Here is a 21914-nt window from a genome sequence, read left to right as displayed (position 1 = left end):
AGCACACCGTAGCTCGGGTGCTCTCACGTTAATCACCGCAACGCCGCGCCGCCCACCGATGCCGTGCGCGAGCGACCGACGCACGGCGAGCGCAGCGATGTTGTCGCGCACGATGATCGTCACCGGCGCAAGCGCGTCGCCACCCTTCGCCTCAGCGACGAGTTCGCGCAGCTTCGCGACGGCTTCGCGCCGTGGCGAGTGGCTGCGCGCGCATGTCGACCCCCTGTGGGTGACGGTAGCGAGCTCTACTCACGCCGTGGAATCGCGCGATAGCCTCTGGGCTGCCACCGCGACCCAAGTGAGCGCCCTTGTCCACGCGGTCGAGCGCTAGACCAAGCACAGGACGCCGGCGAGCGCGAACCGCGCCGTTTGGGGTGGCGATCTTGGACCTCGAAGGAGCTATGGAGCAGAGCGCGAACCGTGCGACCCCGCCGTCGGCATAGCGCCACGTCGGCGGCCGTCGATAGGTTCGACACGTGACGACGGAACTTGGGATTGCCAGCGCGGAGTTGGAAGTGGTCGCGGCGGCCATCTTTGATGACGGAACCGTGCTTGCGTGCCGACGCGCCGAGGGCAAGGCAGCTGCGGGAAAGTGGGAGTTCCCGGGCGGCAAAGTCGAGGGCGGTGAGGATCCGCGCGCTGCGCTGCGGAGAGAGCTCCTCGAGGAGCTTGGTGTCGACATTCAGGTGGGCGAACTCGTGGACCGATCGCGAACCCAGGTCGGGGACCTGGTGATCGACCTCGCGACCTACGACGCGACGCTCCTTGGCCCGCGACCCGAAGGGAGTACTGACCACGACAAGCTCGCCTGGCTTCGGATCGACGAACTTGCCGACCTTGGTTGGGCAGCACCTGATCTGCCCGCGGTCTCCGCCCTCGTCGAGAGGTCCGATCGCCAATGAGCACCGGCTCCGATGATGAGGCCGCCCAGCTACCAGAGCTCGATAATGCGTCGCGAATGCGTGACGGCCTCTACGAAAGCCCTCTCACCGTTCGGCTTCGGCATGTGCTGGACTCACTCCCGCCGTCACAGCAGCGGCTGTCGCGTGTGTCCGAGGCGGCTGAGCCGGATCTGTTGGTGCAGCACGTCACTCGCGCAACCCAGCGCGCGCTCATCGACCTGCACGACACTGGCGAACGCGTGGGCGTGGTCAACCGGCTTCTTCACGAGCTGGGTGTCCTCGATGAAATGCTCGAACCCGAGCTGAAGATCCTCCAGCGCCTCGCGCCCGATTCAGGGCCAGGCGTGATCACCTACCCTGACGTGCGTCCCGCAATCCCCCTCGGCGAGACGGCTCTGCTCACCAATGCGCGAGATGAACCGCAGCTTGGGCATGAACTGCGGGCAGAGATCGACACCTCCGACAAGGTCGATCTGCTCTGCGCCTTCGTGAAGTGGCATGGGTTGCGGGTGCTCGAGGAACAACTGGGGCGACTGCGCGAACGCGGCGCTGCACTGCGCGTCGTGACCACAACGTACATCGGCGCAACTGACCCGCACGCGCTACGGCGGTTGGTCGAGCAATTCGGCGCAGAGGTGAAGGTCCAGTACGACATCCGACGCACGCGACTTCATGCGAAGGCCTGGCTCTTCCATCGCAACACGGGCTTCGACACGGCATATGTCGGGTCGTCGAACCTTTCGAAAGCGGCGTTGCTTGAAGGACTCGAGTGGAACGTCCGGCTCTCGAGCGTCGCGACGCCGGCCCTGATCTCGAAGTTTCGTGCCACCTTCGACAGCTACTGGGCGGACGAGTCGTTCGAGCCATACGACCCAGACCGAGACGAGGACCGTCTCAAGGACGCGCTCGCGGAGGCGTCAGGTCGGCGAACGACAGACCGAGTGACAGTTTCGCTCTCCGGACTGGATGTGCGCCCATACCCCCACCAAGTTGAGATGCTCGAAGCCCTCGACGCCGAGCGGACGGTACACGATCGCCACCAGAACCTCCTGGTTGCGGCCACGGGGACGGGAAAGACCGTAGTCGCGGCTCTGGATTATCGCCGACTGCGGGAGCAGGCAGGAGGGCGGGACCTCAGCCTCTTGTTCGTTGCTCATCGCGGCGAGATCCTCACCCAATCGCTGCGCACCTACCGCGAGGTTCTCTCCGACGGCAGCTTCGGGGAGTCGTATCACACCGGCGACGTCCCATCACGCTGGGGCCACGTGTTCGCATCGGTGCAGTCTCTCGCTCGGCTCGATCTGACGAAGATCCGGCCGGACGCGTATGACGTCATCGTGATCGACGAATTCCACCACGCAGCCGCTCCGACGTACCGACGACTGCTCGATCATTTCCGACCCAAGGAGTTGCTGGGGCTCACGGCGACACCCGAACGAACCGACGGCTACGACGTTCGGCAGTTCTTCGGGGGCCGCAGCGCTCATGAGCTCCGAGTATGGGATGCGCTCGACGCCGACTTACTGGTGCCGTTTCACTACTTCGGGATTGCGGACGAGACTGACCTCACACGGATCGAATGGAAGCGCGGACGCTACGACCAAGCCCAACTGAGCAACCTGTTCACTGGCAATGACGCTCGCGCTCGAATCGTGTTGAACCAAGTCCGCGACAAGGTTGGGGATCTCGACGCGATGCGTGCCGTGGGCTTCTGCGTGAGCGTCGATCACGCGCGCTACATGGCGCGGGTCTTCCGCGACGCAGGCATTCCTTCTGCAGCCCTGACCGGAGACACTCCTGCTGAGGAGCGGGCCTCGATCCTGCAGCACCTCCGCGACGGGAAGCTCAGCGCGGTCTTCGCCGTTGATGTGCTCAACGAAGGTCTCGACATCCCTGAGATCGACACCGTCCTCTTCCTGCGCCCCACGGAGAGCGCGACCCTGTTCATTCAGCAGTTGGGTCGCGGGCTCCGTCATAGCGAGTCGAAGGCCGTGCTGACGGCGCTGGACTTCGTCGGGATGCATCGCAAGGAATTCCGCTTCGACAAGCGGTTCCGGGCGCTCACCGGCGCCAGCAGGACGGGCATCCGGCAGCAGGTCGAAGCTGGATTCCCTTTCTTGCCCGCCGGCTCCCAAGTCATGCTCGATCGGGTGAGCCGGGAACTCGTCCTTCACAGCATCCGCAATCAACTGTCACTCTCGACACGAGAGCTCGTCTCGGAGGCGCGATCGACTGATCGCGACGGCCTCCGGGAGTTTCTCAGAGTAAACGGTCTGGAGCTCAGTGACATCTTGCGGTCGGGCACGCCGCCGCGCACCTGGACCACGATCAAGCGCGACGCGGGCATCCCGACGCCGCCTCCTGGCCCGATTGAGTCGACGGTGTTGAAGCGCGTTCGTGCGCTCGCGCACGTTGATGATCCGGAACGGGCGGACACCTATGTGCGGCTGCTGCGTGGGCAGCTCTCGCCTGGCACGCTTTCTCCGCTGCAGGACGCGCACGCTCAGATGCTCTTCTCCTCGATCTGGCCTTCTGGTGGAGGCTTCGCTGACGCTGCGGCAGGGTTGGAGGCGCTTCAGGGGGAGCCTGCAGCGCGCGCTGAAATCGCAGAGGTCGTCGAGCTCAGCATGGACCAAACTGGTCGGCTGACCCGCGTTCCTGCAGAGCTGCCGGGCACGCCTCTCCGAGTCCACGCGCAGTATCAGCGCGAAGAGATTCTGGCGGCACTCGGATGGGTGCGGAACGGCCGAACGCCGAACAACTTCCGCGAAGGTGTGGTCTGGATCGACGAGCTGCAGTCCGACGCGTTCTTCGTGACGTTGAAGAAGTCGGAGCGCGAGTACTCGGCAACCACGTTGTACCGCGACTATGCCCTGAGCCCGACGCTGTTCCATTGGGAGTCACAATCGACAACCTCCGTCGATTCGAAGACCGGCCAGCGGTACATCAATCACCGTGAACGCGGAACGAACGTGTTGATCTTCGTCCGCGAGACGAAAGACAACGACCTCGGCACTTCTCCGTATGTGTTTCTTGGGCCCGCGGAGTATGTCTCACATGAGGGCGGTCGGCCGATTGCGTTCACCTGGCGGCTCAAGTATCAGATGCCAATGGAGCTGTACCTTGCGGCGAGCGCGGTGGCGGCGTGAGCTCGCGATCCGGAGGCAGGAGACATGGGTGACGAAGTCCCTTGGGGATACGTGCAGCCAGCGAGTCGGTTCCAGATCGAGCAGAGTTGGTGGATTGCATCGGAGCTCGCGCGTCGGCATCCCACCCATATCGTCTATGAAGCGCATCCTGGTGGTGGGCTCGGCGACGAACTTTGGGTCCGCCCAGCGGGCCGCCTAACTGACGGGGACAGGTGGATCCGTATCAATCGCGGCGGGACCATTCGTGTGGTGACCCACCGCGACGACAATGCGCACGTTGAAGGTGCCGTCGCACACCTAGCTGATGCGCTCGCGGCTGCGGACCCGCATCATCTCCTGAAGCAGATCGAAGCTGCCGCCAACCTCAGTCTGACCGATCCGGCTCCGTCAAGCACAGGACGATCGTTGGCGTATCGCTTTATCAGCAGCGCACTCACAATGATGCTCAACGACCGCCATCCCTGGGACTGCAGAAACTGCTACTACGACACGGCTGGGTACGGCACGGGGCCTCTAGATTACCTGGAAGCCTTCCCGGACGCGCGGGCCGATGCTCGGGCCATTCGTAGCGAACCCTGGGACCTTGGCAACCGGGAAGCTCACTTCTGGGCCCTGCTCCGGCAAAATCAACCGCTCGCTCTACTCTCCTCCGAGGGCCGCCTGTACTTTCGCGGCCGGGTCACCGATCTGATGTCCGAGTATCCCGTTCACGATCGAGATCTCCGGGCCATGGTCGTTGACCTATTTCTGGCGGGTCTCGGGAGGTAGGTCCTGTCGCGCCGCATCGGCGCTTCACCCTTCACGGTCCGCTTGGGGCTGAGGTCAGTCTCCAGAGAAACGCAACGCCCCCTCCCCGCGGCTTGCTCACTTCTGTTCGACCGCTTGAAGTGTCACGTTCTTGAGGCCTTCGAAACCGCCCATCCCTGGCCCGAACCCGGTCTTGCGGGCGCGGGTGGGCGAGAATCATCGTCGCGCGGCTGGCGGTCAGAACGAGTCCGGGACTCCTCGTCACACGCTAAGCGGCAATGCGGAGCCTCAGCCTCGCGTTGACAGTCCGCGCGCTCCCACCGACCACCAGACGATGCCGCCTACAAACGGGAACAGGAGCACGACCAGGGCCCAGACGGCCCGGGCGGTGTCGTTCAGCTGGGCTCGACCGATGTGGATGAGCGCGGCGATGCAGACGGCGAGCGCCGGAATGCCGAACACCAAGAGGACAACCCACATTCGAACCATAGGCGGAGCCTAGTGGCCGCCAGCGTCACCAGAACCCCCCTGCCGGCCGCGCCCGAGACGTGGGTCGCCGCGCAACCCCGCATTCGGGGACTCCCCTCCGGCTCAGCGCGGCTGCGAAGATCGGGCGACCCTACCCGCCGAAGCAAGCGACGCGACGTGACCCCACCTCCGCCCGGTCCTCGAGACTGGTCCCCGCCCGACGACGACTCGATCTGGCGAACTGCCCGGCCCGGCCAGCGCCCCATTCGCGGCGCCGGGCACGCCGACGGCCACGCGTGGGCCGTCACCTTCGGCTGGACGAGCCTCGTCATCGGCATCGCCGCCTTCGTCATCGGGCTCGCAGCTCCCCTCGCCGCGGATCCCGCCCGGGTGGTCTGGATCACAGGCTTCGGCGCCGTAGCGGTGTGGGCCGGTCTCATGGCGATCCCGCGGTACCGCCGCTCCGGCCGCGGCCGCTCCCCGCTCGCCATCACCGGCATCACCGCGGGTATCGCAACGATCGCCACCATGGCCTACGCGTTCACGGCGATCGTCCTCGCGCCGACCACCATGGCGCTTCCCGCTCCGGCGCATTGGGTCGGCATGGTGGGCGAATCGCCGGGCGTCCCGACGACGGCAGTGGATGCCGCGCCCGGACGGGAGACGACCGCCCTCGACGCGCCGGCACCCGGAAATGGTGGCACGGCACCTGCAGCCGAGGAGGCCGCTGCGCTCGACCCGCTCGAGTCGGAGCGCCTCGAGCTGGCCCAATCGCTCGGAACGGCGACCTTTGTCCTCAGGCAGACTGTGTCGCCTGACGGCACCTGGCCCGCGTATCTGGCGATCACCACGGATGGCACGACGCTCATGTCGCCGGACGGCATCATCCTCGCGCCGATCCCGCCAGGTGCTGAGGTGCTCTACTCGACCTCGTCGGACCGCACCGAGTACTCCCTCACCATGATCGGCCACTCCGGTGTCACGGCAACCTACGTCTCATCGGCCGGCGTGATCGAGACGGCAATGCCGTAGCGCGTTCCGCCACAATCGCGGGCGGCGGGCGGCGGGCGGCGGGCGGCGCCACCCTCAACGGCGGTTCGTCACCTCTTCGCGCAGCGCCCGAACCTCCGCGAGCAGCTCGTCGAGGTGGGCCTTCGTCGCCGCCTGCTCCGCGTCGTTCGCCTCGCCCACCTTCTCGACGATCCACGAGGCCAGCGTCGCGGTCACCACGCCGATGAGCGCGATGCCGCCGATCATGATGGCAACCGCCACGAGCTGCCCGGTCGGCGTCACGGGGAAGTAGTCGCCGTACCCGACGGTGGTGATGGTCACGAACGCCCACCACAGGCCCTCGCCGAACGTCTGAATGGCACCAGGCTCGCCCCGCTCGGCATCGAGCATGGCGAGCGCCGCGAGGTAGACCAGCAGCAGCGAGGCACCTGCCGCGTAGAGGAGGACCCGACCCCGGAGCGCCGCGCCAGCCGTTCGGTGCAGCAGGGCGAGGATCGTGACGAGTCGGAGCAACCGCAGCGGCCGCAGCATCGGCAGCACCACGATTGCGAGGTCGAACGGGTGCGTAACAAACCAGCGGCCACGGTTCGGCGCCAGGACGAGGTTGACGAGGTAGTCGGTCAGGAACAGAGCCCAAGTGAACCAGATGACGGTCTCGGCGAGCGCGCCCTCCAGACCCTGCAGGTCACCGATCACCTGCCACGAGTACGCGACGAGGAAGACGAGCGCCGCCACGACGAGCGGCCATTCGACGAGCTTCTGCCATGCCTGCTGAGTCACCCGGCCACTCTAGGGTCGCGGCGGGTGGCGGGGCGGCACGGCGCATGCGTTGTGGCCGCAGTCGACTCGCGGTCGATCGATCCCCGCTGCAGCCACCAACCGCCGGTCGCGTGGACCTAGCGGTTCGCGTGACCAGCCGGCTGCGGGACGGTGCGCTCAAGCCGCTCCTGAGTCAGCCGAGCGACTCCGCGAGCGCGGATCGAATCGTGAATCGCACTTCCTCCGCGATCTGACGCATCGCCGCCGGGACCGGCGAGTCATCTCGCGTGGACCGACCCAAACGGCTGAAGAAGTCGCCGACGCTGCTGCCGTGGGCGATCGCTCGGTAGGCCTCCGGGAGGGTGTCGACGTGGGCGCCGCCGTCGTGGTGGGCGAGCCACAGCACGACATCGCGGCGCGACGCCTCCGTGCCCTAGTTGTCGAAGATCCTCGGTACGTGCCACCAGTAGTTGAAGCCGACGCGGTGTGGTCCCAGCGGCACTTGCGTGAAGGCCGGCGCCCACGTGGCATCCGTCTCACTCGGGATCACGGTGAGGAGAGAGCCGACCGGCGCAACGCCGAGCTCCTTCGCCATCCGAACGACGCGCGGCCCGCCCGGGATCGTGCCGTCCGCCCAGGGCAGCAACTGGGTCACGCCCATGCGTGTCATCAGGCCCGTGCTCACGGTGGTGTCGTACGCGAGGACACGCACCGCGATCGCGAGCCGCTTCGCCTCCGCGTGCACGCCCGCATCGAATCGGTCGCAGCTCGCATCGATGAAGTCGAGCTGATCGTGAAGGTGCTCGAGGTGCTCGGCGGTGAAAACCAGATCGGGTCTCAGCCGGCTCCAGCGCCGAAGGCGACGGAGCGCGTCCGGCGACCGGGAGACGGTCATCGGCACGGCAGAACGCGGCGATCCGTCGATGGTGTGCACCGGGTCTCCCGTCATTCTCCGAAGCTACCGGCGCGAAAGCACGAACAGCGCCTCGCCCTGGCTGATGCGTCACCCCTCTTCGGGGGATTTCCTCCGCTTCCGCTGCGCTGGAACGATCGAGCGACCCTGCCACGACCCGAAAGCGTGATCGATGACCTCCTCGCACCAGCACGCTTCCGACGCGGTCACCGCCGACTCTCTCGCCGACCGCCGCCCCGCGGCATCCGTCATCGCCGAGTGCCTGCGCGTGCAGGCGACCGTGCCGCCGAACACCGCAGTGCAGCGGTTCTTCGGCGTCTCCCCGCTCGGACGCGAGGCCGAAGCCTGGTACGTCGGCGCGCTCGGTGAGCTCGAGGTCGCGCGGCGGCTCGCCGCGCTCGGGCCCGGCTGGGTCGTGCTGCACTCGGTGCCGGTCGGCTCCGGCGCGAGCGACCTCGACCACGTCGTCATCGGGCCGGCGGGCGTGTACACGATCAACACGAAGCACCACCGCGGGCAGCGCGTGTGGGTGGGCGCGAGGCGCATCCTCGTGGGCGGGCAGCGTACCGACCACCTGCGCAACGCGCGCCATGAGGCCCTGCGCACCTCGAAGCTCCTGTCGGTCGCCGCGCGCACGCTTGTCGATGTCACCCCGATCATCGTGGTCGTCGGGGCGAAGCAGGTGACGGTGCGCGAGCGCCCGCACGACGTGGTCGTGCTGCACGAGTACCAGTTGGTTCGGTGGCTGCAGCGCCGCCCGACTGCGCTCACGCCCGACCAGGTGCGGAATCTGGCGACCATCGCCGCGCAACCCGCGGCATGGCAGCGGATGGCGACGACCGAGCCCGTCGACCACGCCGCGTTCGACCGGCTTCATGCAGCCATCAGCCGGGCGCGACGACGTCGGCAGGGGTGGGCGCTGGTGATCGTGGTCGGGGTGATCGCGGCGGGCCCCACGGTCTTCACCGCGCTGCCTGCGGTCTTGGCCGCGATGCTGGTGCCGTGAGCCCCGCAGATCGGCTGCACGACACCGACGAACCCTGATGCCGGAGGTGGGCGCTGCCACGGCCTCGCGCCGCCCCGGCGCCCGCCCGAAGACGGCCGACCCGTGCGCCGGGGCGCCGGCTCTGTCACCATCGAGAGATGAGCGACCCGACGAGGGCGCCCGTCGGATGGTACGAGGACGGCTCCGGCGGACGACGCTACTGGGACGGCGACGCCTGGACCGACCTCCGCGCACCCGGGCCCGAATCCATGCCGCCGACGCAGGTGTCACCCGAGCCGTCGACGACCGCGGTCCCAGCCCCAGAGCCCGCCGCCGACGGCCCGACGATTCCCTTCGTGTGGGGCTCCCGCGGCGCAGGCCGACCGGATGCCGCAGGTCCCGGCGACCACGCCGGCGCGACCGGATCGGCGGAACGGCACGACCCGTCCGGTCAACACAGCGCCGCCGCCGCGGTGAACCGCGATGCGCCGACCGAGGACTACGGTGCCGCCACCACGATGGTGCTGCCGCGGCATCCGCTGACCGAACCGGCGCTGACCGAGCCGTCGTTCCCCGAGCGGTCCCGCCGCGACCTGAACGCGGTGGGCGTCATCGCGCTCGGGGTCGCCATCGTGGGGCTCGTGTTCGCGTTCATCCCCGCCCTGAGCGGGTACGCGTGGATGCTCGTGCCCGTCGCGTTCGTGCTCTCGATCATCGGGCTGTCGGTTCGCGGCGCGAAGTGGCCGGCGGTCGTGGCACTCGTCACGTCGGTCATCGCCGTGGTCGTCGGCGTCGTGATGTTCGTCGCCTTCGTCGTGGCGTCGATCGGCACCGCGTTCGACGAGCTCGACGAGGCGATCCCCGACATCCCCGCAATCCCGGTGCCGGGCCTGGAGGACCCCGCCGCCGACCCCGCGCCCGAGCGATCGGAGGCCGGAACCGACGCCGACGCCGCCGCCGCCCTCGCGTTCGGCGAGACCATGACCTGGGACGACGGCGTCGCGCTCACGGTCTCCGCGCCCGAGCCGTACACGCCGAGCGACCTGGCGGTCGGTGCGACGCGAGCCAACCACGTCGTCTTCACGCTCACGCTCACGAACGGTTCCGCCGAGGCCCTCCAGCCGCTGCCGTTGCCGACGTTGTCGGCGGGCGATCAGGACGTGCGACGCATCGTCGACCTCGGCGACGACCTGCTGGGCACCGCCGACGATGTCGGCTTCCCCCCGACCGCCGTCATCGAGCCGGGCGAGTCGATCACGTGGAGGGTCGCCTGGTCGGTCGACGACCCCGGCTCGCTGACGGTGGATGCGGCGCCCCACCCGCTGTACCCGAGCGCGACCTTCACGAACGCGCCGTAGTCACCGCGCGGACCGTCAGCGGGCCGCCGCCCACTCGTGGAAGGTGCTGATCTTGCGGCTCGTGCTCGGATCGTAGCCGTCGCTCGTGCGCCGAGCGCTGCGGTGCGCGACCGACGGCGCGAGTCCGAAGCGAGCCGAGAACAGCCGGGAGAAGTGGCTGGGATTCTCGAACCCCCACCTGGTGGCGATCAGGTTGACGGCTCGCGTCGCCGTCTCGGGTTCGAGCAGGTCGTCGAGGCAGCGTTCCAGCCGCTTGTCGCGGATGTAGGCGTCGACGCCCCCGAACGGCGCGAAGATCCGGAACAGGGTCGAGCGCGAGCAGTGGAACGTGCGGGCGATCGTCGGCGCGTCGAGGTCGAGGTCGTCGAGGTGCGAGCCCACGAAATCGCGCATCGCCGTTGCGAGGGCGGGGTCGGATGGCGCGAAGTCCCCGGTCGCGAGCACCGCCTCCGCGGCGTCGACGATGCCCTGCGCGAGCTGCGGCGCGTCTGCCGCGCGAGCCGACGGGAGCCTCGCCCAGACCGAGAGGACGGCGCTGCGCAGCACCCGGCCGCGCGGCGAGTCGCGGTGGAAGCGCGCGCACGGGCCGGTCAGTGCCGAACGCGGCAGCCGGTCGCGCGGGATCACGACCCAGACCGAGTCGACGTCGGTGCAGGTCGCGTAGAACGGCTGGGCGAGGTCGATGACCCCGACATGCTGCTCGTCGAGGCGCAGTTCGACCCGGTCGAAGCGCAGGCCGGCGATCCCGCGGCGGTAGACCAAGAGCGCCACCGCGTCCTCGCCGCCGCATCGCACGTGGCGCGGGCTTCGCCGCATGCGCTGCGGCGAGTGCGCGATCCGGCTGACCAGCAGGTCGCCGACGAGGTAGTCGGTCGCCTCGGCGGCGAAATCGGCAGGGCTGTCCGACGGCAGCGTGTCGAACACGGGCGCTGTCGTGTCGTGGAAGAGCTCGAACTGGTGGTCGGCCGGAGCCGACCGCGCGTCGAACGTGATGACGGGCACGTCGCCGTCCGGGGTCCCCCCACCCATGCCCACAGTCTGCAACCGATCCGGTCGGCGCATCAAGCCGAAGTTGAGACTCACGTGCAACGGCGTCGCGTTCGGCCGCCATAGCGTCGTGCACGATGGGCGACGGGTGGGCGCCCGGGATGTGAGGACGGGCGCATGCAGACGATGACCCTCGCCGACGGCCGCGAACTCTCCTACGACGAGTGGGGCGACCCGGATGGCGCGCCCGTGGTCTTCTCCCACGGCCTCTCGGACTCGCGGTTGATCCGGAACCCCGATCGCGCGTTGAACGAGTCGCTCGGCGTGCGCGTCGTCGTCGCCGACCAGCCCGGCGTCGGCGCCTCGACGCCCCAGAAGGGCCGGACCATGGCCGACTGGGGGCCCGACATGGAGCAGCTCGCCGACCACGTCGGCTTCGACCGCTTCGCCGTCGCCGGGCATTCCGGCGGCGGCCCGCACGCGTTGGCGATCGCCGCCCACCTGCCGGATCGCGTCGTGCGAGGGGTCCTCGCCTCGCCCGTCGGGCCGTTCGACCAGGACGGGTTCGCGAAGATGCTCGTCATGCGCGACCTGAAGCTGGTCGTGAAGCTGCGCCACCTGCATCAGGTGATCCGCTGGGCGTACCGGTCCGACGTCAAGAAGGCGAAGCTCGACATCGGCGCGTTCGTCGAGGCGATGGCCGAGGACGATCCGTCCGACGCGCAGACCTTCCTCTCCGATCCGTCGCAGCGGGACATGTTCGAGGAGAACTTCGCCGCGGGCATGATCCAGGACGAGGAAGGGCTCTACGAGATGACCATGGCGCTGTGGAACTGGGGCTTCGAACTCGAAGACGTGCCGCAGCCGTTCGACGTCTTCTACGGCGACGCCGACCAGATCATCGACCCGCAGATGCCCGAGCATGTCGCCGAGCGCCTGCCGAACGCGACCCTGCACGTCTGGCCGGGAGCCGGCCACTACGGCTTCGTCGACCGCGATCGCTGGACGCGGTTCTGGCAGCCGCTCGCGGCGACGGACCGGACGACCTCGCTCGACCCGGGCGCGGACCGCGCCGACGGACGATGACGACACGAGAAGGAGACGGACGAATGCGCACACGAATCCCACTGCGGCTCGCGATCTCGGCCGCGATCGCGACTCTGCTGACGCTTGCCCTCCCGGTCGGCGCCGTGAACGCCGCCCAGGGCCCGAACGGCGGCAACGGAGGCAAGGACGTGGTCTCGACGACGGAGAACTACGTGACGACCTTCTACCCGATCTGGTTCACGCACTTCCAGACGCAGATCCTCCCCGTGCCGGCGAACATGCTGATCGGCCCCGATGAGATCTCGCCCGTGTACCAGGCCGTCGTCGCCATCAACGACGACACCCTCTACGCCAGCTCGCCCATCGACGTGAGCGGCCCCGCGGTCGAGCTCGAGGTCCCGGAGACGAGCGCAGGCTACTCCGTCCTGCTCCTCGACCCGTACGGCAACGTGCACCCGTCGGGCGTGCCCTCCAAGCCGGCCGGCGTCGCGACCCCGACCACGACATACACGCTCGTCGGACCCGGGTATGCCGGCGAGATCACGCCCGACGTGGTCCAGCTGCCGCTGGATCGCATGATCCTGATCTTCCGGGTCGACAAGTACAGCAACGGCGTCGACGACACCGCCGCAGCCGCGGCGTTCCGCAATGCGCTCACGGTGAACGGCGCAGCCACGTCCATCAAGTCCGTCGACGAGTTCGCCGCGCCGGTGAAGACCACCGCCGACCTGCTCATCCGCGAGGAGCCGATCGAGTTCCTGCGGCAACTGCAGGTCGCCCTGGGCGACCGCGACTGGACGCCGGAGCTGACGCAGCAGGACCAGAAGCTGTCCGACGACTTCGACGCGCTCTTCGGCGACGGCTCCGGCCTGAGCCCGTCGCAGGCGACGGCGTTCGCGCAGGGAGCCCAGGCCGCCCACGACGCCATCATCGCGAACTACCTCGATCACCGGGGTGAGACGAACTGGGTCCACTTCACGAACATCGGCGAGTGGAAGAAGAAGGTGCTCGACCGGGCGTCGATCACCGAGTTCTGCCAGTACTGCAACACGCGCGAGACCGCGGCCTACTACCACGCGTTCCTCGATGCGGATGGCGCCGCCCTCGACGGGCGCAACCCGGACGGGTACGTCCTGACGTTCCCCGCCGGATCGATCCCGGAGGCGTCCCGGTTCTGGTCGCTGACCGCATACACCCCGGACGCCATCCAGCCGATCCCGAACGAGCTCGACAAGTACCTCGTCGCGAGCTACACGCCGGGGCTCGTGACGAACCCCGACGGCTCGATCTCGATCCACATCGCCGAGACGAAGCCCGACGGCGTCGCCGAAGCCAACTGGCTGCCCGTCGGGGACCGGGAGTTCAACGTGATGCTCCGGGTCTACGGCGTCGTCGCGAAGAGCCTGATCGCGAAGGACAAGTACCTTCCGCCGGCGATCCAGCCGCGCTGAGCCGCGGCGAGAGAGGTGATCCCCATGAAGATCCCGTCCGCAGATCGCATCGCCCAGGTGGCGGTCGCCGCACTCGTGCTGACGACCGCGGCCGTGGGCGCCGGCGCCAGGTTCGCGGAGCCGCCGGCGCCGTCGGCGGCCCCCCCGGCCCCGGCGAGCCCCGCGTCATCCGCCAAGGTCCCGGAGGGCACGGAGAACCTCGCGGACGATCTCCGGATCATGCTGCTGCGGTCGTACGTGCCCGCGGACGGGCGCATGTCGATCGACGCCGACCCGCCCAGCATCACGGTCGTCAAGCGCGACCCGTCGAACGGCGAGCTCACGGAGTTCCCGCTGCCGGACTGCCCCACGCGCGTCACCGACGCGGGCGCCGTGACCGACCTCTTCACCGACAGCACGAGCGAGACGGTCGAGGAACTGTTCCGCGACATGGCGCTGGACCTCGGGTTCAAGAAGCAGGACCTCGTGCGCGGACGGCTGACCTTCCCGTTCTGCAGCTGGTGGGCGCGCATCAACACGAAGGTGTACGACACCCGCGACTACACCAAGACCACGACGCCGGTGCAGGACGGCATGGACATCTTCCTGCCCGATTCGGATGCCACCTACTGGGCCGTCCCGTTCGACGCGAGCACCGCACCCGACCGGAACGGCCTCGTGCTCGACCACATCGACATCACCGGGAAGTACCAGGAGCAGTTGTTCATGTCGTACGTGGTCTACGACCGCTCGATGGACTTCTACCACTACCTGAGCGCCGAGGCGACCGAGACGTCGCCCGCGATCTACTGCCAGTCGTACAACACCGACTTCCAGATCAGGCCCGACGCCGGTTCGGTGAACCCCTGGATGGAGGAGAGCACCGCGTACGACGACACCTACACGATCACGCTCGACCCCGACCCGGTCGGCACCGGCTGCAGCGGCGGCGGTCCGGGCCGGCACGCCAGCACGCCGGTCGACGGACAGGACTACGACTACAACGTCCTGCCGCTGCAGGTGACCGGCACGGGCTACCCGCCGACGGAGACCACCGCGGCGCGCCCGGCGCCGGGGCTGATGCAGGGCGACTTCTTCGGCGACGCCGCCGACGCGAGCGTGCCGCGCGCCTCGAACGCCTGCGCCTACGTCGGGGCCGATCTCACCCCGTGCTCCACGCCGCTGATGTTCGTCGCCCCGACGGCGGCAGCCCAGAACAGCGTGTGGTCCAACCCGGTCGCCGGCTACCTCGCCGCCGGGTTCATCCCCGCACCCGGGGAGGTCTACGTCTTCCGCGGGAAGGCGCCCCGCACCCCGCAAGGCGCGAGCCCGGTGCCCTGGAACGGCAACGCGCCCGCGGACTACGACATGCGCTACTTCTCGCTGTGCCTCGACCGGAAGGTGTGGCCGTATCCGGCGCAGGATGCGAACTGGTCGTGCGCGAACGGCTCGTTCGGCAGCGGCGTCTACGATCCGGACACGAACCCCGACGGCCTCACCCAGCTCGCCGTCGGCGAGGACGGCTACTGGACGGTCATCGTGACCTCCGCCGACCTGAGCGACAGCCCGAACGTGGGCGACGCCACCGTGCTGCGGGTCGAGGCCGGCATCCCCGCCGCGATGATCATGCGCCACATGGTCGTCGCCGACGACTTCACCACCGCCGTGCCCGACGTTCCGCGGGACGGCGCCTGGACGTCGGCCTTCGGCACGCTGGGCGAGTACTACCCGGTGAACAGCGTGGTCTGCAGCACCGGTCAGTTCGAGCAGCGCGGCTGGCAGGAGGGCGGATGCTTCGTGCCCAGGATCGACACGGAGTAGCGCCGGCGGCCGCGAGCGCGCACGGGGGATCATCGGCTCGGAGTCCCGGCGGGCCGACGGGCCGACGGCGCGCCGCGCGCCGACCCACTCACCCCGACCGCTGCGACGCCCTGACCGCCCCGACATCCCGCCGCGCCAACCGCACCGCCTCCGCCGCGAGCTCCGACGCCCGCGCCGCGAGCGCGATCGCCCGCTCGCGCTGCTCGTGGTCGGCCGCCGCGACCGCGTCGGCGTCGGTCGCGGCGCCGCCCAGCGAGCGGGTCAGGTCGAGGCGCACGCGCTCGGCCTCGGCCAGGCGCGCGAGCGCCTCCGAGCCGACCCAGCCGGGGTGGGTCGCGACCTCGTCGCGCGCGGCCTCGAGCCGTCGGTCGGCCTCGCGGATGGCGCGCTCGACCCGGTCGACCGGCGGGACGGGGCGGGCGGCGCGCTCGCGCGCGGCCGTCGTCGCGGCATCCAGCACCGCGGTCGCCTCGCGCACCCGGTTCAGGTGCGCGAACGGGTCGGTGTTGACGCCGATCGCGGGCAGGGCGGCGAGCGCCGCCTGCAGTTCGGCGACCGCGTTCGCCACCCCGCGCGATCCGAGCCCGGCCCCCGCGCCGGCCCCCGCCTCCTCGAGCGCGGCCGCGAGGTCGCGCCGCGACGCCTCGACGACGAGCGCGAGCGTCGACTCCGCCCGCAGCGCATCGACCTCGAACGCCTCGACCTCCTCGAGCAGGGTCGCGGCGCGGCGCACCGCGGCGGCGGATGCGGCGAGCGCGACATCCGCGTGCTCGAGCTGCCCCGCCGCCCGCCGCCGCTCGGCGACCCGCAGGCTGTGGTCGGCGAACCCGAGCAGCTGGTCGGCCTCGGCGAGGTGGCCGTCGACCGCGGCGAGCGCCTCCCGCGCGTAGCGGATGCTGAGCCGCTCGACGGTCTCGCGCGCGTCGGGCAGCCGGCCGCGCAGCCGGTCGATGTCGGCGGGCAGGCGCGCCATGGTCTCCGGGGCCCGCCGTGCGCGTTCGATCCGGTCGGCGAGCGCGGCGGTCTGCTCGTCGAGCACGCGCTCGATGGTCTCGCACAGCTCGACGATGCGCGCCGCGCGGGCACGCACCTCGTCGGCGGTGCGGGGGTCGGGCTCCTGGTTGCGCCGGTTCAGGCGGAACGCCTCGCCGAGGTGACCGCGGGCGGCGTCGATCGCCGTGCGCAGTCGCGCGGTCGCCTCGGCGCCGAGCTCGGCGTCGGCGAAGTCGAGCGCCTCGACGGCCGCCCGGATGCGCTCGTCGGCCGAGAGCAGCGCCGACCCGACCCCCGACGCCGGCAGGGCGTCGCGGGCCTCGGCTCCCCCGGCGCCGCGGCGGCGCCCGGCCCTGAACCCGGCCATGCCCCGATCCTACGAGCGCCCCGTGAGCGCCCGCCATGCGTCCGCTGCGAGTCGACGCCGAGCGTCATCCGGCACCGCGCCCGAGCGGATGGCACGCCCCGCGCCATCCGGCACCGCACCCCAGCGGATGGCACGCCCCGCGCCATCCGCTCGCGACGCTCAGTCGAAGATGCCGTCGAGGATGCTGCCGATGACCAGCCCGCCGAGGATGCCGCCCATCACGTCGGACCCGCCGCCGCGCCGCCCGCCGCCGCCCCACCCGGGGCCGCCCCACTGGCCGGGGCCGGGCGGTCGCGACGAGTCGATGTCGCGCCGGGCGAGCTGCAGCGCATCCGCGGCGAGGTAGGCGGCGCGGCGGGCCATCGCCATCGCCTGCTCGCGGTGGTCCTCGTCGATCGCGGTGGCGGTCGACGCCGACGTGCCCAGCAGCTGGTCGAGGTCGAGGCGGGTGCGCTCCGCCTCGGCGAGACGGGTGCGGGCGTCGGCGCCGATCCAGCCGCGGTGCCCGGCGATCACGTCGCGGGCGACCGCGAGGTGCCGGTCGGCGTCGTCGATCGCGTGCCGCACGTGCTCGAACGGCGGGATCGGGCGCGCAGCGCGTTCGCGGGCGGCGGCGATCGCGGCATCCAGCCCCGCATTCGCCTCGCGCAGGCGATCGAGGTGGCTGAACGGGTCGGTGTTGACCCCCGCCGGCGGCAGGCTCGCGAGCGCGGCCTGGAGGTCGCCGATGGCCTTCGTCACCCCCGCCGAATGCGGCTCGCGGAGCGCGACGGCGAGGTCGCCGCGCGAGTCCTCGACGATCGCCGCGAGCGTCGCCTCGGCGCGCAGCGCCTCGATCTCGAACGTCTCCACGGCGTCGAGCAGCGTCGCCGCCCGCCGCACCGATTCAGCGGATGCCTCGAGCGCGAGGTTCGCCTGCTCCTTCTGCCCCGCCGCCCGCCGCCGCTCGGCGACGCCGGCGCCGTGCTCGGCGAAGCCGAGGAGCTGGTCGGCCTCGGCGGGGTTCGCCTCGACCTGGGCGAGGGCGGCCGGCGCGTAGCGCTTGCCGAGCCGCTCGACGGTTTCGCGCGCATCCGGGATGCGGGCGCGGAGCAGTGCCACGTCGCCCCGGATGCCGGCGATGATCTCCGGCGCCCGCCGCGCCCGCGCGATGCGCTCGGCGAGCGTCGACGTCCGCTCGTCGAGCACCTCCTCCGCCCACTCGCAGAGCTGCACGATGCGCGCGTTGCGCGTGCGCAGCTCCTCCGGGGTGTCGGGGATGTGGTCGTGGTTCAGCTGGTTCAGGCGGAACGCCTCGCCGAGGTGCTCGCGCACCGCGGCGAGCGCGACGCGCAGGTCGGCGACGGCGTCGGAGCCGAGCTCGGCCTCGGCGAAGTGCAGCTCGTCGGTGGTGACGCGGATGCGCTCGTCGGCCGCGACCAGCGCCGTGCCGGCGCGCTTCGCCAGGTCGGCGTCCTGCGCCTGGATCACCTCGTCGTCGCGCGTGCGCCTGCCCCAGAACCCGGCCATGCGTCGATCCTACGGTCGGCGGAGCGGAGGATTTACCGGGGCGGCATCCGTCGTTCGACTCGGACGGTGCCCGGCCCGGCCGAGCGGGGCCGGGCGGAGGCCGCCCGATCAGACGGTGCCGGCCGGCGGCCAGACCCCGATGATGACGGCCATCACGATCACGGTGACGAGCTCATGAGCGAGGTTCAGGATGGTCAGCGACGACGGGCGCCCCTCGAACGCGTCGTGCGTGATGATGCGCGCCGCGGTGAACCCGGCCCAGAGGATCAGCCCCGTGAAGAGCGCCGCCACCAGATAGCCGCCGCCGTAGAAGTGCCATGCGATCGTCGACGCGCCCGCGAGCACCCACGCCGTCACGAAGCTCACGATCACCGTCACCACGATCGGCCCGATCGCGGTCGCCGCCGGGCGATCCATGTCGACCTTCGCCAGCGTCGCCCATCGCGTGCCGAACACCTTCGGCGTGTACCAGACCGTGCCGACCACCATCGTCGAGAGCGTCGCCAGCAGCACCGCCCAGTAGTTGATCTCGGGAACCATGTCCGCCTCCTCGCCGGCCCGGCCGCGCCATCCGCCGTGTCGCTGCCGCTGGCCGCGAGCGTACTCCTGCCGCGCCGCCCGTCCCTCGCACGACGCGCACCCCGCCCCGCCCCCTCTCCGCCGAATCGCCTCGGGTTGCCGTTTTCGCCGGGAATCCGGCGGGCGTTCCCGGCGAAATCGGCAACCCGCCAGCGTGGACGGGACGGCAGTGGGGGCATTTCCGGCGGAAACGGCAACCTGCGGGTCCAGGGAGGCGAGCGTAGGGGGCGTTCCCGGCGGAAATGGCAACCCGCGGGCCCAGCGGAGCGAGTCGCGGGAGAGCGGGCGGGTGCGGCGGGTGCGGCGGGCGGGGCGGGGCGGGCGCGGCAGGCGCGCCACGCGAAACGAAGCGCCCGACGGATGTCGAGAACGCAACCCCCGCTCCGTCCCAGACGTGAACGCCCCCGATCCGGCCACAATGGCCGGAGGGCGAGAAGGAGGACACGATGGCGAAGTACCTGCTGCTCAAGCACTACCGCGGCGCACCCGAGGCGGTGAACGACGTGCCCATCGAACAGTGGGCGCCGGAGGAGTTCGAGGCGCACATGCAGTACATGCGCGACTTCATGACCCGGCTCGAGCGCACCGGCGAGTTCGTCGACGCGCAGGCCCTCGCCCCGAAGGGCGAGTGGGTGCGCTCCGACGGCCCCGGCCGCCCGCCGGTGACCGACGGCCCGTTCGCCGAGACGAAGGACCTCATCGCCGGGTGGATGGTGATCGACGTCGACTCGCACGAGCGCGCGGTCGAGCTGGCCGGCGAGCTCTCAGCAGCGCCGGGCGCCGGCGGCCGTCCCATCCACGAGTGGCTCGAACTGCGCCCGTTCCTCGACGACCACGCCCCGGCCGTCACGGAGTGACGCGGTGGACGACGCGCTCCTGCGCGGCCTCATCCCCGAGGTGATCGCCGTGCTCCGCCGCCGGGGAGCCGACTTCCCGGCGGCGGAGGACGCCGTGCAGGAGGCGCTCGTCAGCGCCATCCGCGTCTGGCCCGACGACCCGCCGAGGGACCCGAAGGGGTGGCTCGTCACCGTCGCGTGGCGGAAGTTCCTCGACGGCGCTCGCGCCGAGGCATCCCGCCGCGATCGCGAGGCGCTCGTCGACCGCGAGCCGCCGCCCGGTCCGGTCCCGGCGACGGATGACACGCTGCAGCTGTACTTCCTCTGCGCGCACCCGTCGCTCACGCCGGCGTCGGCCGTCGCGCTCACGCTCCGCGCCGTCGGCGGCCTCACCACGCAGCAGATCGCCCGCGCGTACCTCGTGCCCGAGGCGACCATGGCCCAGCGCATCAGCCGCGCCAAGCGCACGGTCTCGGGGGCGCGGCTCGACGAGCCTGGGGATCTCGCGACGGTGCTGCGCGTGCTCTACCTCGTGTTCAACGAGGGCTACTCGGGCGAGGTCGACCTGGCCGTCGAGGCGATCCGGCTCACCCGGCAGCTCGCCGCGATGACCGACGACGAGGAGGTCTCAGGGCTGCTCGCCCTCATGCTCCTGCACCACGCGAGGCGCGCGGCGCGCACGACGCCCGAGGGCCGCCTCGTGCCGCTCGAGGAGCAGGACCGCTCGCGCTGGGACACGCGCCTGATCGCCGAGGGCGTCGCGATCCTGCAGGCCGCGCTCGCCCGCGACCGCCTCGGCGAGTACCAGGCGCAGGCCGCGATCGCCGCGCTGCACGCCGACGCCCCCACCGCCGCCGAGACCGACTGGGTGCAGGTCGTCGAGTGGTACGACGAGCTCGTCCGCCTCACCGACAGCCCGGTCGCGCGCCTGAACCGCGCGGTCGCGGTGGGGCAGGCGGATGGCGCGCGCGCCGGCCTCGCGGCCCTCGCCGAGCTCGACCCCGCCCTCCCCCGTTACGACGCCGTCGCCGCGTACCTCCACGAGCGCGACGGCGACCGCGCGACCGCCGCGCGCCTGTACGCGGACGCGGCCCGGTCGGCCCCGACCATCCCCGAACGCGACCACCTCACCCGTCAGGCGGCCCGACTCAACGCGGAACTCGGCCGCGGAGCGCGGCATCCGCTCTAGGCTTCGGTGCAGGGGTGCCGCGATGGGCAAGAGGATGCCGAAGCCGCTGTACAAGCAGGAGCTGAAGTCGCTGCAGGCGAAGCTCGTCGAGATGCAGGCGTGGGTGCAGCAGTCGGGCGCGCGCGTCGTCGTGATCTTCGAGGGGCGGGATGCCGCGGGCAAGGGCTCCGCGATCAAGCGGGTGTCGGAGTACCTCAGCCCGCGCGTCACGCGCATCGTCGCGCTGCCGGCGCCGAGCGAGCGCGACAAGACCCGGTGGTACTTCCAGCGGTACGTGCCGCACCTGCCGGCCGCGGGCGAGATCGTGCTGATGGACCGCTCCTGGTACAACCGCGCCGGCGTCGAGCGCGTGATGGGGTACTGCACGAACGAGGAGTACCAGCGGTTCCTGCACCAGGCGCCCATCTTCGAGCGGATGCTCGTGGAGGACGGCATCATCCTGCTGAAGTACTGGTTCAGCGTGTCCGACGTCGTGCAGGAGGAGCGCTTCCGCTCGCGGCTCGAGGACCCGATGCGCCGCTGGAAGCTCAGCCCCACCGACCTCAGCTCGATCACGAGGTGGGAGGACTACTCCCGCGCGAAGGACACGATGTTCCTGCACACCGACATCGCCGAGGCGCCCTGGTTCGAGATCGAGAGCGACGACAAGCGGCGCTCGCGCATCAACGTGATGGCGCACATCCTCTCGAAGGTGCCGTGGGAGAAGGTGCCGCACGAGCAGATCGAGATCCCCGAGCGTCCGCCGTCGACCGGATACGAGCGGCCGCCCCGGCAGTGGACCAACTCGGTGCCCGACTACGCCCACGAGCTCGAGAAGCGGGCGGGCGCCGCCGACTGACGACCGGCGGATCCACCCGCTCGGGG

20 protein-coding genes are annotated in these 21914 nt (G+C 70.4%); 12 read left to right on the top strand and 8 right to left on the bottom strand.

Annotation, left to right across the window (positions count from 1 at the left end; genetic code table 11):
- Positions 1 to 476: 476 nt before the first annotated feature.
- The 3 genes from ACUY4T_RS08075 to ACUY4T_RS08065 are packed head-to-tail and all read left to right on the top strand — an operon-like array spanning position 477 to position 4819.
- The gene (locus ACUY4T_RS08075) at positions 477 to 902 is read left to right on the top strand and encodes a (deoxy)nucleoside triphosphate pyrophosphohydrolase (RefSeq protein WP_446018407.1); all 426 of its coding nucleotides are present in this window, start codon (positions 477 to 479) and stop codon (positions 900 to 902) included.
- Between the two features lie 56 nt (positions 903 to 958).
- On the top strand, positions 959 to 4051 hold the full coding sequence (locus ACUY4T_RS08070) for a DEAD/DEAH box helicase (protein ID WP_446018426.1): 3093 nt from the start codon (positions 959 to 961) through the stop codon (positions 4049 to 4051).
- 24 nt (positions 4052 to 4075) lie between these two features.
- Positions 4076 to 4819 carry a TY-Chap2 family putative peptide chaperone gene (locus ACUY4T_RS08065; RefSeq protein WP_446018406.1) on the top strand — a complete coding sequence of 248 codons (744 nt, stop codon included), beginning with the start codon at positions 4076 to 4078 and terminating at the stop codon, positions 4817 to 4819.
- Between the two features lie 267 nt (positions 4820 to 5086).
- Here ACUY4T_RS08065 and ACUY4T_RS08060 read toward each other — a convergent pair whose 3' ends face one another.
- Positions 5087 to 5260 (bottom strand): PLD nuclease N-terminal domain-containing protein, encoded by a 174-nt coding sequence (locus tag ACUY4T_RS08060; RefSeq protein ID WP_446018425.1) that lies wholly within the window; start codon positions 5258 to 5260, stop codon positions 5087 to 5089.
- A 39-nt stretch (positions 5261 to 5299) separates the two neighbouring features.
- Between ACUY4T_RS08060 and ACUY4T_RS08055 the strand changes: the two genes are divergently transcribed.
- Entirely contained in the window at positions 5300 to 6298 is a 999-nt protein-coding gene (locus ACUY4T_RS08055) for a hypothetical protein (RefSeq protein WP_446018405.1), read from the top strand.
- 54 nt (positions 6299 to 6352) lie between these two features.
- On the opposite strand, the gene ACUY4T_RS08050 is transcribed toward ACUY4T_RS08055, so the two are convergent.
- The 3 genes from ACUY4T_RS08050 to ACUY4T_RS08040 form a co-directional block, all read right to left on the bottom strand.
- A complete protein-coding gene (locus tag ACUY4T_RS08050) occupies positions 6353 to 7057 on the bottom strand; it encodes a potassium channel family protein (RefSeq protein WP_446018404.1) in 705 nt (234 codons plus the stop codon).
- Positions 7058 to 7229: 172 nt separating this feature from the next.
- Positions 7230 to 7442, bottom strand: a complete 213-nt coding sequence (locus tag ACUY4T_RS08045; RefSeq protein ID WP_446018403.1) for a hypothetical protein — start codon at positions 7440 to 7442, stop codon at positions 7230 to 7232.
- Between the two features lie 27 nt (positions 7443 to 7469).
- Positions 7470 to 7970: a hypothetical protein gene (locus tag ACUY4T_RS08040; protein WP_446018402.1), complete on the bottom strand. Its 501-nt coding sequence runs from the start codon at positions 7968 to 7970 to the stop codon at positions 7470 to 7472.
- Between the two features lie 151 nt (positions 7971 to 8121).
- Here ACUY4T_RS08040 and ACUY4T_RS08035 point away from each other — a divergent pair, with 151 nt between their 5' ends.
- Both ACUY4T_RS08035 and ACUY4T_RS08030 read left to right on the top strand, forming a co-directional pair.
- Positions 8122 to 8955 carry a nuclease-related domain-containing protein gene (locus ACUY4T_RS08035; RefSeq protein WP_446018401.1) on the top strand — a complete coding sequence of 278 codons (834 nt, stop codon included), beginning with the start codon at positions 8122 to 8124 and terminating at the stop codon, positions 8953 to 8955.
- A gap of 137 nt (positions 8956 to 9092) precedes the next feature.
- The gene (locus tag ACUY4T_RS08030; protein ID WP_446018400.1) at positions 9093 to 10292 is read left to right on the top strand and encodes a DUF2510 domain-containing protein; all 1200 of its coding nucleotides are present in this window, start codon (positions 9093 to 9095) and stop codon (positions 10290 to 10292) included.
- Between the two features lie 15 nt (positions 10293 to 10307).
- Here the strand turns inward: ACUY4T_RS08030 and ACUY4T_RS08025 are convergent, their stop codons facing one another.
- The gene (locus ACUY4T_RS08025) at positions 10308 to 11321 is read right to left on the bottom strand and encodes a helix-turn-helix domain-containing protein (RefSeq protein WP_446018399.1); all 1014 of its coding nucleotides are present in this window, start codon (positions 11319 to 11321) and stop codon (positions 10308 to 10310) included.
- Positions 11322 to 11456: 135 nt separating this feature from the next.
- Between ACUY4T_RS08025 and ACUY4T_RS08020 the strand changes: the two genes are divergently transcribed.
- The 3 genes from ACUY4T_RS08020 to ACUY4T_RS08010 are packed head-to-tail and all read left to right on the top strand — an operon-like array spanning position 11457 to position 15577.
- Complete coding sequence (locus ACUY4T_RS08020; protein WP_446018398.1) at positions 11457 to 12365, top strand: alpha/beta fold hydrolase; 909 nt, start codon at positions 11457 to 11459, stop codon at positions 12363 to 12365.
- A 23-nt stretch (positions 12366 to 12388) separates the two neighbouring features.
- The gene (locus ACUY4T_RS08015; protein WP_446018397.1) at positions 12389 to 13777 is read left to right on the top strand and encodes a DUF1214 domain-containing protein; all 1389 of its coding nucleotides are present in this window, start codon (positions 12389 to 12391) and stop codon (positions 13775 to 13777) included.
- 24 nt (positions 13778 to 13801) lie between these two features.
- Positions 13802 to 15577: a hypothetical protein gene (locus tag ACUY4T_RS08010; protein WP_446018396.1), complete on the top strand. Its 1776-nt coding sequence runs from the start codon at positions 13802 to 13804 to the stop codon at positions 15575 to 15577.
- A gap of 88 nt (positions 15578 to 15665) precedes the next feature.
- Here ACUY4T_RS08010 and ACUY4T_RS08005 read toward each other — a convergent pair whose 3' ends face one another.
- The 3 genes from ACUY4T_RS08005 to ACUY4T_RS07995 all read right to left on the bottom strand — a co-directional run bounded on the left by ACUY4T_RS08005 (position 15666) and on the right by ACUY4T_RS07995 (position 18986).
- Positions 15666 to 16937 carry a hypothetical protein gene (locus tag ACUY4T_RS08005; protein ID WP_446018395.1) on the bottom strand — a complete coding sequence of 424 codons (1272 nt, stop codon included), beginning with the start codon at positions 16935 to 16937 and terminating at the stop codon, positions 15666 to 15668.
- Positions 16938 to 17096: 159 nt separating this feature from the next.
- On the bottom strand, positions 17097 to 18446 hold the full coding sequence (locus ACUY4T_RS08000) for a hypothetical protein (protein ID WP_446018394.1): 1350 nt from the start codon (positions 18444 to 18446) through the stop codon (positions 17097 to 17099).
- A gap of 108 nt (positions 18447 to 18554) precedes the next feature.
- Positions 18555 to 18986 carry a DUF1761 domain-containing protein gene (locus ACUY4T_RS07995; RefSeq protein WP_446018393.1) on the bottom strand — a complete coding sequence of 144 codons (432 nt, stop codon included), beginning with the start codon at positions 18984 to 18986 and terminating at the stop codon, positions 18555 to 18557.
- A gap of 485 nt (positions 18987 to 19471) precedes the next feature.
- Between ACUY4T_RS07995 and ACUY4T_RS07990 the strand changes: the two genes are divergently transcribed.
- Genes ACUY4T_RS07990 through ppk2 form a run of 3 tightly spaced genes read left to right on the top strand, consistent with a single transcriptional unit; the run spans position 19472 to position 21888 of the window.
- Positions 19472 to 19882, top strand: a complete 411-nt coding sequence (locus tag ACUY4T_RS07990; RefSeq protein WP_446018392.1) for a YciI family protein — start codon at positions 19472 to 19474, stop codon at positions 19880 to 19882.
- A gap of 4 nt (positions 19883 to 19886) precedes the next feature.
- Positions 19887 to 21050 carry an RNA polymerase sigma factor gene (locus tag ACUY4T_RS07985; protein ID WP_446018391.1) on the top strand — a complete coding sequence of 388 codons (1164 nt, stop codon included), beginning with the start codon at positions 19887 to 19889 and terminating at the stop codon, positions 21048 to 21050.
- 22 nt (positions 21051 to 21072) lie between these two features.
- Positions 21073 to 21888 (top strand): polyphosphate kinase 2, encoded by an 816-nt coding sequence (ppk2, locus tag ACUY4T_RS07980; protein ID WP_446018390.1) that lies wholly within the window; start codon positions 21073 to 21075, stop codon positions 21886 to 21888.
- Positions 21889 to 21914: the final 26 nt, after the last annotated feature.

This window comes from Agromyces arachidis (assembly GCF_052805135.1).
This window is presented reverse-complemented; position numbering and strand designations above follow the sequence as displayed.

Bases quoted from the DNA above. Each gene is read 5' to 3' on its own strand.
- ACUY4T_RS08065 (WP_446018406.1), top strand. From the start codon at position 4,076: ATGGGTGACGAAGTCCCTTGGGGATACGTGCAGCCAGCGAGTCGGTTC.
- ACUY4T_RS08010 (WP_446018396.1), top strand. From the start codon at position 13,802: ATGAAGATCCCGTCCGCAGATCGCATCGCCCAGGTGGCGGTCGCCGCA.
- ACUY4T_RS07990 (WP_446018392.1), top strand. From the start codon at position 19,472: ATGGCGAAGTACCTGCTGCTCAAGCACTACCGCGGCGCACCCGAGGCG.
- ACUY4T_RS08030 (WP_446018400.1), top strand. From the start codon at position 9,093: ATGAGCGACCCGACGAGGGCGCCCGTCGGATGGTACGAGGACGGCTCC.
- ACUY4T_RS08035 (WP_446018401.1), top strand. From the start codon at position 8,122: ATGACCTCCTCGCACCAGCACGCTTCCGACGCGGTCACCGCCGACTCT.
- ppk2 (WP_446018390.1), top strand. From the start codon at position 21,073: ATGGGCAAGAGGATGCCGAAGCCGCTGTACAAGCAGGAGCTGAAGTCG.
- ACUY4T_RS08005 (WP_446018395.1), bottom strand. From the start codon at position 16,937: ATGGCCGGGTTCAGGGCCGGGCGCCGCCGCGGCGCCGGGGGAGCCGAG.
- ACUY4T_RS08025 (WP_446018399.1), bottom strand. From the start codon at position 11,321: ATGGGTGGGGGGACCCCGGACGGCGACGTGCCCGTCATCACGTTCGAC.
- ACUY4T_RS08020 (WP_446018398.1), top strand. From the start codon at position 11,457: ATGCAGACGATGACCCTCGCCGACGGCCGCGAACTCTCCTACGACGAG.
- ACUY4T_RS08015 (WP_446018397.1), top strand. From the start codon at position 12,389: ATGCGCACACGAATCCCACTGCGGCTCGCGATCTCGGCCGCGATCGCG.
- ACUY4T_RS08000 (WP_446018394.1), bottom strand. From the start codon at position 18,446: ATGGCCGGGTTCTGGGGCAGGCGCACGCGCGACGACGAGGTGATCCAG.
- ACUY4T_RS08070 (WP_446018426.1), top strand. From the start codon at position 959: ATGCGTGACGGCCTCTACGAAAGCCCTCTCACCGTTCGGCTTCGGCAT.
- ACUY4T_RS07995 (WP_446018393.1), bottom strand. From the start codon at position 18,986: ATGGTTCCCGAGATCAACTACTGGGCGGTGCTGCTGGCGACGCTCTCG.